A 14,499-nucleotide genomic window follows, 5' to 3' on the forward strand; every position below is an offset into this window, starting at 1 on the left:
CATCAAAGCATTACTTTGATACAACTAGTTTAGTACAGCGTGTCCGGATCGCTAGCGAGCCCACTTGCTTTCATACTTACGAATTAAAAAGCCATCGCAAATACGATGGCTTTTCATTTATTTATGGTTCGTTACGTCTTTTAAAATAAGTTCTTATCTCGTACTAATTCGCGAGGGAGACCATTCTTTATTCGGTTGCTTACCCACTTGCCAAGGCCAATAACTGCGCCTTGATAGGTGACAAGCACTTCGCCTTTACCTGTTTTCATTCCCTCAGGAATGGTTTGTGGGCGAACATCACGCCCCATGTACCATTCGCGCGCTTCTTCAATACTGAGTTCAATGGCGTTGCTTTCAGAACCTGTCGCCAGGGCAGTCGCGACTTGGTGTTGCCAACGGTAGCCATTTTTATGGGCTTCAGCGATCTTTATACCCATACGGGAGAAGCGTAATTCGCCGATCATCGCTTCTAAATCATTAGGGAATAACCAGACATCTTTATCGCGAAGCCATACAGAACTGTCATTTGGAAGTTTAATACCTAACGCGCTTTGGAGTTGTTGAGCAATTTCTGTCGATTCTTTTTTTGACGTTTTAGCAAAGGGGAATTTCCCCATGCGCTTTTTGACTTCTGGCGCCTCAACAGCAGCCTGTTTGCGAATTCTTGCAACAAAGAACCCTTCACAGTCGTAGACCTGTGGGAAAATATGCAAAAAGCCTTCTTCAGTTAGAGCTGCCTCTGCGTTTTCAAACAAGTTCTCAAGGCTTTCAAACTCTACAGCATCCCCAAAGGTTTCTTTCAAGTGTTGACAAACTTGTTGGTTTTCTTCTGTACTGAGCGTACATGTTGAGTAAACCATCACACCACCGGGCTTTAATGCATGGAAGGCGCTTTCAATAAGATCTTTCTGTGTGTCAGCGATGTCGAGTACGGAAGCTTGCGTCCAGTTTTTCATCGCATCTTCGTCTTTGCGAACGGTGCCTTCTCCAGAGCAAGGCGCGTCGAGCAAAACCGCATCAAATTGTTCTGGTAGCCAACCGCCAAAAACGCGTCCATCGAAGTTACTTAGTGCGGCGTTAAGTACCCCACAACGTTCCACATTAGCGTGCAGTACTTTTACACGACTTGCGGCGTATTCATTGGCCACAAGTACACCTTCGTTGTTCATTAAAGCTGCAATTTGAGTGGTTTTTGAGCCTGGAGCGGCTGCGGTATCTAACACGGCATCGTAAGATTCACCATTCATAAACAGAGCAGATACCGGCATCATCGAACTGGCTTCTTGAATGTAGAATAAGCCAGACATGTGTTCTGCTGTGTTGCCTAATGGTACAACTGACTCATCCGCTTCAATCCAAAAACCTGTGTCACACCAAGGCACAGGAGAAAGCTTCCAGCCTTTTGTTTCTGCTCGTTCTAGAAACGCTTCAACACTGATCTTCAACGTATTAACTCGAATACTTTTGCGCAGTGGCTTTTGGCACGACGCGATAAAGTCTTCCATGTTGAGGTGAGCAGGAAGGATAGTTTGGATTTTTTCCAGAAACGCGTCTGGGATGTAAACATTAGGATGCAATGTGGGATCTCGTTTGCAGAATTTGTGGCAAATAATATACGAAAGCGAAGCAGAAACGAATAGTGACAAGGGCCGAGCAATAAAAAAGAGCAGCGATTGCTGCTCTTTTAAAGTGATCAAACTTCAATTGTACGTGAATTGAGCTTTATTCTACGGCTTAGGAATCGCTGTACGCCATTGAGTCCAACCTTCTTCAGCTTGTGGATACAAAAAGAAAGATTGCCCACTGTTTGCCGCTGGTGGAATAGTCGATTGCTCTGGCGTTGAAAACGCAATTCCTCCGCGAACTAAACTATCAAAGGTTCCCGCTTTGATGTTAGCGCCGGTAAGCCCGATGGAAACATCTACTCCTGAAACATTCCAGAACACACTGTTTTGACGAACGAGGTAAGCATATTCAGGCTGTATTTTGATAGTCGTGACGATGCGATCAGCAAATTCTCCTAGGCTTACGTCGGTCACTTGGCCAACTTCCATCTGGCGGTAAAGAATAGGGGTACCGACTTGTACTGAGCCTCTCTGTTCACTTTGTAACGTAAACATGATTCCATGCACGCGTTCGGAAGTATTTTCTAATTGAAAATCAAATTTAGCTTTACCTTTACCTGGCTCAACACTGATGGATTTCGACACCAACGCCCCGAGGTTTTTAACGCCACCTAAACCAATTTCTGGTTCAGTTAGCCAAAAATGTGAGCCTTCAACTGCAATGTTTTCTACGTATTCAGGTAGGATCCTTGCAGTGACTTCAACCATGTTACGACGAAAATTCGGTACAACCAGAGTGATTTCACCAACTTTAACACCTTGATATTCAATCGGCATTCCTTTAGCAATCTCTTGCGAACCGTCGGTTTCTAAAGCAATGACGCGCCCAAACTTGCGAGCGGTTTTTTGATCAGAATACAGCTTCCAGTTTTCTCCGATTTTGTTTTCAACGCCTGGTACGGAGTCAAAAGCGATGCCACCTTCGATTAACGATTTTAAAGGGTGCGCTTTCACACTGACTCCGGCTAATGATGCATCTATCTCAATCCCTGAACGATTCCAAAAAACGGTTTGTGGCGTTACAAGATAAGCGAAGCGGTTTTCGATAGTAGCCTTAATTAGTACTCCGCCATCAACTAGTTGGAAATCGGAGACGTTACCAACTGGAAGATTACGATAGAGTAGAGGACTGCCTTTGGAAATCGGCGGCAATTCAGAAGCAAATAGTGTTAGCGCCCTAGAGCCACTTTGATTGTACTGCGCCAATTCAGCCAATGATTCATTTTGGAACAGTTGATACTCTTTTTGAATATCCTGCTTGCCTTCGCTCACAAAACTAATTGACCCGGTTAACAACTGCTTTGCTGGAGGAACGGTAACGCTGAGCCCCGATTCAGTTAACTCTGCTGATGCACTGCCGGTTACATAAAAACGATTGTTTGATTTGATCAGATGTTTGTATTCATGGTCAATCAATACATCCATAAATACTTCGTGTTGTGATTTTTTATCTTCCTTGACTAGGCCCACTTTGATGATTGAACCAACAACGATGCCTTTATAAAGTACATTGGCACCGCTATCTAGGCCAAACGAATTGTCGGACACCAACCGAATCGCGATGGACTTTTCTTGCTGTTGGTTAAACACGTTTTTACGAATCGCAGTAAAGCGGCGAGAGCGTTCACCCGCGCCCGGTACGATCGTTAAGAAGTTTCCTCGCACTAAATTAGCAATGTTTTCAACACCAGAAAGGGACACCTTTGCTTCTTCTAAGACAAATCGAGTACCTGTCGTCAGCATGTCACTAAAAGCGGGTTGAATTGCCGCTGACGCCAATATCACTTCTCGACCTTCGGAAAGGCTCAAGTCCGTAACTTGGCCAATTTCAATTCCGCGATACATAATTGGAGCGCCTTCTCCGCTGATCTTGCTGTCATCAGGTAGGACAATTTTAACCGCGATGCCTCGACCAGCAGTTTTCAAATCTTTATACAAACGGAACTCGGTGTTCTCTTCTACAGGCTCACCATCATCCGGAGAGTCGACGGCGATGGCGCCACCTAGTAAGGCACTCATGCTTTCTAGTCTTACATCGACACCTTCAAAACCGATGCTGGCACCAATTCCACTGACGTTCCAGAATCGACTGCGGTTGTTAATGATATGTCGGTATTGATCCTGAATGTTGGCTTGAATAGTGATAGATTTTGCATCTTCATCTAGCTGGTAACTGTACACTTCACCTATTGGGATTTTCTTATAAACAATTTGAGAACCAACCGATACACCACCTAAATCACGGCTTTTGAGCTTAATATTCAAACCTTGAGAAACGCGTAAATCTGTTGGGGCAGAGTCTAACGCATGGAATGTTGTCTCAAACTCTTGACCATCTCCGGGTTGAATCGAGATGTAGTTACCTGAGACGAGCGCATCCAGTCCGGAAACTCCCGTTAGGCTAGCTGTTGGTTTTACTAACCAAAAGCGTGTTTTATCGTTCAGTAACTTTGCAGCTTCAGGATAGATATCAGCATCGACATAAATACTGCCGAGATCTTCGGTGAGGTTAATGTCTCTTACCATGCCGACTTCTAATCCTTGGTAACGGATAGTGGTTCGGCCGGCGACAAGACCAGCGGCATCAGAAAAATAGATTTGCACTCGTTGTCCTGCATCGTGTATCGACTTCACCACAAGCCAGCCAGCTAAGACCATGGTCAAAATTGGCAACAGCCAAAGAGGAGATATGCCTTTACTCCGCTTTACATCTGGTACGTATGACGTTTGAGAACTGTTCTGATCACTCATTCATTGACTCTTTTTCTGATTGTTTTGGGCTTGTTTGGTCCCAGATTAGCCTTGGATCAATACTTTCTGCTGCAAGCATGGTCAACACTACGACAACACCAAATGCTACGGCGCCATATCCTGGTGTGAAATCCAGTATCTGACCACGATCGACTAAAGTCATCATGATAGAAATAACAAACAAATCCATCACAGACCATTTACCGATCCATTTAACAACAAAGTAAACCATCATTCGTTGTCTCTTAAACACCGAACGTTTGAATTGGATGCAAAGCATGATGTAGGCGAGCCCAAGTATTTTAATCACCGGGACAACGATACTGGCAACAAAAATGATCGCAGCGATTCCATACATGCCGCTTTTTACCAAACCAGCCACGCCTGAAAAAATAGTGTCCTCCAAACGCTTACCATTGGTAAGCAAGATGGAAATAGGGATCAGGTTAGCAGGGAAGATGGCGACCGTTGCTGCGATGAGGTAAGCCCATGTTTTCTGAATGGAGTTTGGCTTGCGATGATATAACTCGTGATGACAACGCTGGCAATGGTCACCTTCAGGCTGGGACAAGTGGCATTCATGGCAATGCACATCTTTATGCTCAAAAGCATATAAACTTTCTGGTTTCCAAGCTTCCCAATAACGACGCACGCTGATTCTTGAAACTAACAAAACGGTAAATATCTGCAAAAGAACCAGACCAATTAACCCTGGACCGACGAAAATGTCGGAATAATCTTGGAGTTTAAAACAGGAAATGGCGATGCTAACTAAGAACACATCCAACATAACCCAATGCTTCAAATGTTGAATTAGCCACAGTGAGATACGAAGCCCACGGAACCATCGTTGATGTAAAGAAATATGCGCCGTTACCACTGAAACACAAACCGTCAGTGGCGCTAGAGAGCTACAAAATAGAATGAGCAATGAAAGAAGAACAAATCCTTCTTCCATCAATGTGATCATCCCTGAAGGCAGGGTTGCCGGAATCATCACACCAAAGAGTCGGATGCTAATAAAGTTAAAAAAGTGCGATGGAATAAATAGTAGGATGCAGGTTATCGCGACGGCTAGATTACCAGAGAGACTAGGGCTACCTCCGCGATATAATTGTGTACCACAACGAGGGCAGTGTGCATTTTTGCCATGGGGTAAGTCGACGATGTCGACAGGCAATTCACAACCTTGGCACAGACGTACGTTATTGGGTTGCATGGCGTGCTTAGACAGAGAGATCATAACGACCTCTCTAGCTTGAACGATTTAAGCGTGGGACTGTATGCCCCCATATAAGGTTTGATATAAGCCTTCTTGCTCAACTAACTCACCATGAGTACCTGTTTGCGTCACTTTCCCATCTTCAAGCACGTAGATCAAATCGGCTTGTTTAACAGCGGATAGTCGGTGCGCAACGATTAATGTTGTTCTACCACGTAAGAACTCGGTCAGTGCTTTGTGTAAAGCCGCTTCAGTAGCGGTATCTAGCGCAGACGTGGCTTCGTCTAAAATAACAAATTGAGGATTACTCAGCACCATTCTAGCAATGGCAAGCCGTTGTCGTTGACCTCCTGACAAACGAATGCCATTACGACCAACTTGAGTATCCAAGCCGTGGTTCAGTTGAGAAATAACATCTTGCAGCTGAGCCACTTCAAGCGCACGCCAAAGTGACATTTCGTCAAAATTCCCACCAAGCGTTAGATTATGCCTCAAGGTATCGTTAAATAGTATAGGTTGCTGTAATACCACGGCAATTTTGTCGCGAATTACTTCAAAACCAATATCTTCTGTTAATTCATCATTAAAGCGAATGCTACCGGAGTTTTGACGGTAAACCCCAATAAGTAATTGTATCAAGGTTGACTTACCACCGCCGCTTGCACCAACCAACGCCACTTTCTTTCCTGCCGGCATATGTAAAGAAAGATTATCTAGGACTTTGTTTTCATTATTGTAAGAGAAATTAATGTTTTCTACTTTAACATCAACTTCTCTACCTTCTTTGAAAGGATTTACCTTAGGAACCGGTCTCTGCTCTTCTTCTAACTCTAATAAGTCGTTGATGCGTTTTAATGCCGCTTTAGCGCTATACCAAGAAAACTGAATCCCAAGCAACTCTTGAACAGGAGACAGCATGAACCATAGGTAACCAAAAACGGCAAATATTTGGCCAATAGTAAGGTCACTGAACATGACCATTAACATTGCGACAGCTCTGAATAATTCAAAGCCGATCAAAAAGAGAAGGAAAGATACGCGACCAGCCGCTTCAGATTGCCAAGCATACTTGTCTGCATCAACGCGAACTTGGTTCGCACTGTCTTTGAGTTGTTGGAGGAATTCTCGCTCTTTATTGGCCGCGCGTAGTTGGTAGATTCCATCTAATGTTTCAACTAAGCGGTTTTGGAAAATTTCAAAAGAATGATTTTCCTTCCGTTTCAGATGTTTAACCATACTGCCTAGTTTACGTGAGAAGTAAATGACAATAGGGTTAACTAACAGGATAAACAGACCAAGTCGCCAATCGAGCCAAAGTAGAACGATAGCAGTACCAATAACAGTCAGAAAACTGATAACGAATTTTGCTAACGTAGAACCAATAAATTTATCAATGGTCTCAATGTCAGTGATAAGGTGTGCGTTGATTCCTCCGCTACCTTTGGTTTCGTATTGTCGGATGCTGATACGGCCGAGTTTGTCGATCATTTTACTGCGCATCTCAAACGTGATGGTTTTTGAAACAAGCGTAAATTGTCGGCTTTGAAGGATATTTAATCCTTGGCTCGCAGCTCGCATAAGAACAACCAAGAACAGGGTGAAGAAAATATAGCCTGTCGGAGTGTGCCACGCTTCAGGGAGAATGGCATTCATGGCATCTAAGCCTTTTGCAGGTTGGTCCAATAAGACCTCATCAACCATCAAAGGCATGAGGAGGGGGATTGGAACACTAATCAAGGTTGCAAGCACCGCTATCAAGTTCGCTATGATCAGCTTGGACTTGTGCTTTTTTACTTGTGTTATCAACCAAGAACGGCTAATAGTGTCATTTTTCAGAAGCATTGTAATTGAGAATAAGTCCTATTATAAAGTAGGGCTGCATTTTAGCGCCATACATTGAGAATGGAAGCTTTTATAGTAAGTAGGAAGTTAATATGAACTTAGAACAATACCAAAGACTAACCAAACAAGCTGTTGCTCTAATTGAGTCTGAACCAGACTTTATTGCGAACCTAGCAAACTTGAGCTCATTGCTTTTCATGGAACTTGACGATCTTAACTGGGCAGGCTTTTACCTAACAAAAGGTGAAGAGCTTGTTCTTGGTCCGTTCCAAGGAAAACCAGCTTGTGTTCGTATCCCAATGGGTCGAGGCGTCTGCGGTACTGCTGCACAAACTAATACTATACAAAGAGTATACGACGTTCACGAATTTGAGGGGCATATTGCGTGCGATGCAGCGAGCAATTCAGAAATTGTGATTCCATTTTCTATTAATGGAAAGGTGGTTGGTGTACTTGATATTGATAGTCCAAGTATTGGCCGATTTAATGAAACAGACGAAGAAGGTCTCACTCATTTCATGGTTGAAGTAGAAAAGCTGCTTAATTCACACGCGAACGACGCATAAATTAGCCTTCGAGTGTGGTTTTTCCTTGGCATGTCACTATAATACGAGAATATTTTTTCTTAATGCTCGCGGAAATCCGCTCAAATCAGGACCCCTCATGACTGAAAAGTTAAAAAACAGCAAAGAAGTTATTGCATATATTGCTGAATGTTTCCCTAAGTGCTTTACTTTAGAAGGTGAAGCAAAACCTCTGAAAATTGGTATTTTTCAAGATCTTGCGGAACGTCTAAATGAAGACGAAAAAGTAAGCAAAACACAGCTTCGTGCAGCGTTAAGACAGTACACTTCATCATGGCGTTACCTACACGGTGTAAAACCAGGTGCAGTACGTGTAGACCTAGATGGCAACCCTTGTGGTGAGCTAGAAGAAGAGCACGTTGAACACGCGAAAGCGACACTTGCAGAAAGCAAGGCGAAAGTTCAGGCTCGTCGTAAAGAACAAGCACAAAAAGCTCGTGAAGAGGGTAAGGCGAAAGCGAAACCTGCGGCTAAAAAGCCTCAACAGCCTCGTCGTACTAATAAACCAAAAGTACAAAAACCAACTAAGCCTGTAGAAACGCGCGCTCTAAATGCTGATGAAATCACAGTAGGTAACGCAGTTAACGTGAACATGGGCAAAGGAAACATGGCAGCGACCATTGTTGAAATCAATAAGGATGATGTACGTGTTCAACTTGCTAACGGCCTACAAATGGTTGTGAAAGCGGAGCACTTGCGCGCATAAAGGAGATACTCCTACGCATGAATTGCCGTTCAAAAGTGACCCTGATTGCTGCTAGCTTATGGCTAGCAGCATCAGCTCAGGCTCTTGAAGCCAAACTACATAAAGATGACCTGCCGGTTCTTTCTCCTGAAGTTCAGCATGAAACAGCTAGCAAACGAGTCACCTCGCGATTTACCCGCTCTCATTATAAGCACTTCAGCCTCAATGATGATTTCTCTAAAGCGATCTTTGAACGCTATGTAGAGTTGCTTGATTACAATAGAAATATTTTCACTCAAGCAGACATCGATTCATTTAAAAATTGGTCAGTCGAGCTTGATGATCAGCTTAAATCGGGCAACAACCAAATTGCTTTTGATGTTTACAACCTCTCAATGCAGAAGCGTTTCGATCGTTTTGCTTATGCGTTAACTCTACTCGATGAAGAGATCAAGTTTGATACCGATGACGAGATAGAGTTAGACCGCTCTGAAGCCGCATGGCCAAAAGACGAAGCAGAGCTCAACGAGTTGTGGCGCAAGCGTGTGAAATATGACGCGTTAAATCTGAAACTGACTGGCAAAGAGTGGCCAGAGATTAAAGAAGTTTTAGAGAAGCGTTATAACAATGCGATGAAGCGCATCACACAGACCAACAATGAAGACGCATTTCAGTTGTATATGAATGCCTTCGCGCGACAGGTTGACCCTCATACAAGCTACCTTTCTCCACGTAATGCCGAGCAATTCCAATCGGAAATGAATCTTTCTCTAGAAGGCATCGGCGCCGTTTTGCAAATGACAGACGATTACACAGTAATTCGTTCACTTGTTGTTGGCGGTCCGGCCTCAAAGAGTAAGCAACTTGGTGAAGGGGACCGAATCACTGGTGTTGGACAAGACGGTGAAGAAATTGTCGACGTGATCGGTTGGCGTCTGGATGATGTTGTTCAGTTAATCAAAGGCCCTAAAGGCACAAAGGTTAATCTACAGATCTTGCCAGAAGGTAACGATGCTAAGAGTTACATTGTCACAATTGTTCGTGACAAAGTTCGCTTAGAAGATCGTGCGGTTAAGTCAGAAATCATCGAAAAAGACGGTAAGAAGATTGGTATTTTAGAAGTACCAAGTTTCTACGTCGGCTTATCGAAAGACACCGATAAATTACTAGCTGAGTTGAAAACCAAAAACGTTGACGGCGTAATCGTTGATCTACGCAACAATGGCGGTGGTGCGCTAACAGAAGCAACGGCATTGACAGGTCTATTCATTAAAGAAGGCCCTGTAGTTCAAGTCCGTGACAGCTATGGCCGCATCAAGGTGAATGCCGATACCGATGGAAAAGTGAGTTATGATGGCCCATTGACGGTATTGATTAACCGCTACAGTGCTTCAGCATCTGAAATTTTTGCAGCGGCAATGCAAGATTATAATCGTGCAATCATCTTAGGTGAAAACTCTTTCGGTAAAGGTACAGTTCAGCAACATCGTTCACTGAATCATATTTATGATCTTTTCGATAAAGAGCTAGGTTATGTTCAGTACACGATTCAGAAATTTTATCGTATTGACGGTGGAAGTACGCAAAATCGTGGTGTTGCACCAGATATTTCGTACCCAACGCCAATTGAGGCTTCTGAAACTGGTGAAAGTGTTGAAGACAATGCTTTACCTTGGGATCAGATTGATAAAGCACAATATCAAACGTTTCCAAGTAACGACGCCTTAGTTGAAAAACTTACTGCTCTTCATAACAAGCGTATTTCTGATGAGATGGAGTTCCGCTTTATCAATGAAGACATCGAGAAATATCGTAAAGAAAAAGACGATAATACTTTGTCTTTGAACGAGAAAGTTCGTAAAGCTGAATCGGATAAAGCGGAAGCACTTCGATTACAACGCATAAATGAACGTCAAGCTGCTTTGGGTAAAAAAGCATTCAAAACATTGGATGACATACCAAAAGACTACGAGGCTCCTGATGTTTATTTAGATGAGTCTGTCGCGATTATGGTCGATCTACTTAAGCAGGAAAATCAGTCATAAGAACTGGCAATTTAGAATAAAAAGAGTGAGTCTTTCAGATTCACTCTTTTTTTATGCCTTTTTGTCTTCCGCTGTCTCGATATCGAGCAAGATATTCGCTTATTTTCCCCCAATAATTTACGTGATCTACATCTAAAATTTCGCGAAAGTGAGGACTACTGGCTAAGCTAAAAGAAAACGATAAGGATGCCGATATGAAGTGGTTCTTTATTTTACTTAGCTTTTGCTGCTTTAGTGTGTTTGGTGGAGAAAACACCAGAGAAGATGAATTAAGTCACTTTGACACGCCGTTTCTCATCGGAGACTGGTATTTGATGAACCCAAACCCCGAAGAGTCGGCTGAAAACTTTCGTGCGATCAAACTCTCATTAGGTTCTGACTACAGCTTTTCTATTGATATTCAAAAGAAAGACTATTCCGTTGACCATTGGGAAGGGCTGTATAACGCAAATGAAGACACAATCGTTCTTGGTTTAAACACCGACGAGCCTCAAATTTATGCCTATCGCAACAACCATAATACGCTTGATCTTAATGGTGTAACATTCACTAAGGGATTATCCAATTCACTTGCAGGTATTTGGTCTAGCTCTCACGTATCTGGCGACGGTCTTGTGGCAAACAACATTAATCAGATGGATTTGATACTTCAACCTGATTTCGTGTTCATGTTTAGGGTTTCGAACGAAGAAGGGGATGAGTCCATCAAACAAGGTGTGTTTTACACAGAAGATGAGTTTCTGGTTCTGTTGTATGAAAATGGCGAGCATGGAACCACGTATAAGCTCAACAAGAATGAGCTAACGATCGAAGATTCCAATGGTGATATGTACGCCGTACTCAATAGAGTTACGCCATGATGCCTTTAACATGCGCCAAATTACGCGTGCGTACGGTAAGTCATTAATGTTGTTTAAATGTTAATCAAAAAACGGAGCTAGAGCACTAAAAGCTCCGTTTTTTGATGGAAAGACTTGTATTCTGATACCACAACCCCTACAAATAGCTTATATAGTGATACCAGAACTGCATTTTTGATCATGCAGTCTGGTATTTTTGTTGTTCGACATACAAGGATTTATGCTCATGTCTCAAGCTCCCCTGGCCAAATATCGTAAAGATTATAAAGAGCCATCTCATGCGATTACTGATATCGATCTTACTTTTGATCTATATGACAATGACACAATCGTTACGGCGGTATCAAAAGTTGCTCAAAAAGGCGATACAACAACGCTAGAACTCGATGGCGAAGGGCTTGAGCTACGCGCTGTAAAAGTAAATGGTGAGGATTGGGCTCATCACGAGGTGAAGGAGTCATCGCTGGTACTGACCGATCTTCCATCCGAGTTTGAACTTGAAATCGTCACCAAAATTGATCCTGAAGCGAATACAGCACTCGAAGGTTTGTACAAATCAGGCGGCGCATTTTGTACTCAGTGTGAGGCTGAGGGCTTCCGCCGTATCACGTACTATCTAGACCGTCCGGATGTTCTAGCAAAATACACAACAAAAGTGATCGCAGATAAAGCGGTTTATCCATATTTGCTGAGCAATGGTAACCGAATTGCAGAAGGCGATGCAGAGAACGGTCGTCACTGGGTTCAATGGCAGGATCCGCATCCAAAACCAGCTTACTTGTTCGCCCTTGTTGCAGGCGACTTTGATGTATTGCGTGACAAATATACAACGATGTCAGGTCGCAGTGTTGATTTAGAAATCTTTGTTGATAAAGGTAACTTAGATCGTGCAGGCCATGCGATGACATCGCTGATCAACTCGATGAAGTGGGATGAGGAACGCTTTGGCCTAGAATACGATCTGGATATTTACATGATCGTTGCTGTTGATTTCTTCAACATGGGTGCAATGGAAAACAAAGGCTTGAACATTTTTAACTCAAAATATGTGCTGGCGAACGATCAAACTGCGACAGATCGTGATTATTTAGGCATCGAAGCTGTGATCGGTCATGAGTACTTCCACAACTGGACTGGCAACCGTGTCACTTGTCGTGACTGGTTCCAACTAAGTTTAAAAGAAGGCTTAACCGTATTCCGAGACCAAGAATTCTCTTCTGACTTAGGCTCTCGTGCTGATAACCGTATTGATAACGTACGTATTATTCGTGGTCCTCAATTTGCGGAAGATGCAAGCCCAATGTCTCACCCGATTCGTCCTGACAAAGTCATTGAGATGAATAACTTCTACACGCTAACGGTGTATGAAAAGGGCAGCGAAGTTATTCGTATGTACCATACACTCCTTGGCGAAGAGGGCTTCCAAAAAGGAATGAAACTTTATTTTGAACGTCACGATGGTACCGCCGCGACGTGTGAAGACTTTGTTTCTGCAATGGAAGATGCCACCGGTGTTGATTTAAAACAGTTCCGTCTGTGGTACAGCCAATCGGGTACACCAACGCTGCGCGTAAATAGCGAATACAACGCTGATGCAAAAACTTACGCACTAACGGTAGAGCAATTTACGGAGCCGACGCAAGACCAAGCAGAAAAACAAGCGCTGCATATTCCGTTCGATATCGAGTTGTATGATTCGAAAGGTCGAGTTATCCCACTGGTGATTAACGGTGAATCAGTTAATAACGTGCTGGATATTAAACAAGATAAGCAAACGTTCGTATTTGAAAATGTCGAAGAACAGCCAGTGCCATCTTTGTTGCGTGAATTCTCGGCACCAGTCAAATTAGAATACGATTACAGCGATGACGAGTTAGTCTTCTTGATGAAGCACGCAACGAACGATTTTGCTCGATGGGACGCTAGCCAAATGCTATTGGCTAAATACATTCGTCAGAATGTGAAAAACGTTCAAGCGGGACAAGAAGTATCGCTTTCTGAAGGTGTGATAGATGCTTTCCGCGGTGTGCTGTTGGATGAAACGCTTGAGCCAGCTTTCATTGCTCAAGTTTTCTCTATGCCTTCAATCAATGAGATTACTGGTTGGTACCAGCAAATTGATATCGATGCCGTAGACAAAGTGCTAAACAGCATTACAGTGTCACTTTCTAAGGAATTAGAAGATGAGCTAAGTGCGACTTATCACACGCTTAAGCAAACAGAGTATACGATCGACCATGCTGCTATTGGCAAGCGTGCTTTACGTAACCGTTGCCTTCAGTACCTAGCATATACGGAAAAAGGTAATGATTTAGTCAACGCGCAGTACGCATCTGCAAATAACATGACAGATACGATTGCTGCGATGAGTGCTGCAAATAACGCTCAGCTCGAGTGTCGTGAAGCACTTATGGCTGATTATAGCGATAAATGGAAGCACGATGGTTTGGTTATGGATAAGTGGTTTGCACTGCAAGGTAGCAATCCTGCAGAGGATGCTCTTGAAAAAGTAAAAGCAACCATGAACCACGAAGCATTTAGTTTGAAAAATCCGAACCGTACGCGCAGCTTAATTGGCTCGTTCTTAAGTGCGAACCCTGTACGTTTCCATGATAAATCCGGTGTAGGTTACCAATTTGCCGGTGAAATTCTTCGCCAACTAAATGATTCGAACCCACAAGTAGCTTCTCGAATGATTGATCCTTTGCTTAAGTTCCGTAAATACGATGAAGCTCGCCAAGCAATGATTCGTGCAGAACTTGAAAAGCTCAAAGCAATGGATAATCTTGCTAAAGATCTATTCGAAAAAGTGACTAAAGCACTAGACGAATAGTAAACAACACAATAGGGTGGTCATTAAGACCACCTTATTTGTTTATGTCACT

Annotated in this window: 9 protein-coding genes; 5 read left to right on the plus strand and 4 right to left on the minus strand. The window is 43.2% G+C overall.

Features of this window, described 5'->3' with window-relative positions:
* Window positions 1-140: 140 nt before the first annotated feature.
* From rsmF to R7044_RS21250, 4 genes are all read right to left on the minus strand, one after another.
* Window positions 141-1,577 (minus strand): 16S rRNA (cytosine(1407)-C(5))-methyltransferase RsmF, encoded by a 1,437-nt coding sequence (gene rsmF, locus R7044_RS21235; protein WP_225455795.1) that lies wholly within the window; start codon window positions 1,575-1,577, stop codon window positions 141-143.
* Between the two features lie 150 nt (window positions 1,578-1,727).
* The gene (locus tag R7044_RS21240; RefSeq protein ID WP_225455796.1) at window positions 1,728-4,376 is read right to left on the minus strand and encodes an MlaD family protein; all 2,649 of its coding nucleotides are present in this window, start codon (window positions 4,374-4,376) and stop codon (window positions 1,728-1,730) included.
* Window positions 4,369-5,619 (minus strand): paraquat-inducible protein A, encoded by a 1,251-nt coding sequence (locus tag R7044_RS21245; protein WP_213874484.1) that lies wholly within the window; start codon window positions 5,617-5,619, stop codon window positions 4,369-4,371. The genes R7044_RS21240 and R7044_RS21245 overlap by 8 nt, the downstream gene beginning before the upstream one ends.
* Before the next feature lie 24 nt (window positions 5,620-5,643).
* A complete protein-coding gene (locus R7044_RS21250) occupies window positions 5,644-7,440 on the minus strand; it encodes an ABC transporter ATP-binding protein (protein ID WP_017634277.1) in 1,797 nt (598 codons plus the stop codon).
* A 92-nt stretch (window positions 7,441-7,532) separates the two neighbouring features.
* Between R7044_RS21250 and R7044_RS21255 the strand changes: the two genes are divergently transcribed.
* The 5 genes from R7044_RS21255 to pepN all read left to right on the plus strand — a co-directional run bounded on the left by R7044_RS21255 (window position 7,533) and on the right by pepN (window position 14,447).
* The gene (locus R7044_RS21255; RefSeq protein ID WP_005377433.1) at window positions 7,533-8,006 is read left to right on the plus strand and encodes a GAF domain-containing protein; all 474 of its coding nucleotides are present in this window, start codon (window positions 7,533-7,535) and stop codon (window positions 8,004-8,006) included.
* Window positions 8,007-8,103: 97 nt separating this feature from the next.
* Window positions 8,104-8,730: an RNA chaperone ProQ gene (proQ, locus tag R7044_RS21260; RefSeq protein WP_005377435.1), complete on the plus strand. Its 627-nt coding sequence runs from the start codon at window positions 8,104-8,106 to the stop codon at window positions 8,728-8,730.
* Between the two features lie 17 nt (window positions 8,731-8,747).
* Window positions 8,748-10,754 (plus strand): carboxy terminal-processing peptidase, encoded by a 2,007-nt coding sequence (prc, locus tag R7044_RS21265; protein ID WP_033905323.1) that lies wholly within the window; start codon window positions 8,748-8,750, stop codon window positions 10,752-10,754.
* 194 nt (window positions 10,755-10,948) lie between these two features.
* Window positions 10,949-11,614 (plus strand): hypothetical protein, encoded by a 666-nt coding sequence (locus R7044_RS21270; RefSeq protein WP_005377438.1) that lies wholly within the window; start codon window positions 10,949-10,951, stop codon window positions 11,612-11,614.
* A gap of 226 nt (window positions 11,615-11,840) precedes the next feature.
* Entirely contained in the window at window positions 11,841-14,447 is a 2,607-nt protein-coding gene (pepN, locus tag R7044_RS21275) for an aminopeptidase N (protein WP_025766613.1), read from the plus strand.
* The last annotated feature ends 52 nt before the right edge of the window (window positions 14,448-14,499 follow it).

Source organism: Vibrio sp. 1402, assembly GCF_033340275.1.

Bases quoted from the DNA above. Each gene is read 5' to 3' on its own strand.
- R7044_RS21240 (WP_225455796.1), bottom strand. From the start codon at position 4,376: ATGAGTGATCAGAACAGTTCTCAAACGTCATACGTACCAGATGTAAAG.
- R7044_RS21245 (WP_213874484.1), bottom strand. From the start codon at position 5,619: ATGATCTCTCTGTCTAAGCACGCCATGCAACCCAATAACGTACGTCTG.
- R7044_RS21250 (WP_017634277.1), bottom strand. From the start codon at position 7,440: ATGCTTCTGAAAAATGACACTATTAGCCGTTCTTGGTTGATAACACAA.
- R7044_RS21255 (WP_005377433.1), top strand. From the start codon at position 7,533: ATGAACTTAGAACAATACCAAAGACTAACCAAACAAGCTGTTGCTCTA.
- proQ (WP_005377435.1), top strand. From the start codon at position 8,104: ATGACTGAAAAGTTAAAAAACAGCAAAGAAGTTATTGCATATATTGCT.
- prc (WP_033905323.1), top strand. From the start codon at position 8,748: ATGAATTGCCGTTCAAAAGTGACCCTGATTGCTGCTAGCTTATGGCTA.
- R7044_RS21270 (WP_005377438.1), top strand. From the start codon at position 10,949: ATGAAGTGGTTCTTTATTTTACTTAGCTTTTGCTGCTTTAGTGTGTTT.
- pepN (WP_025766613.1), top strand. From the start codon at position 11,841: ATGTCTCAAGCTCCCCTGGCCAAATATCGTAAAGATTATAAAGAGCCA.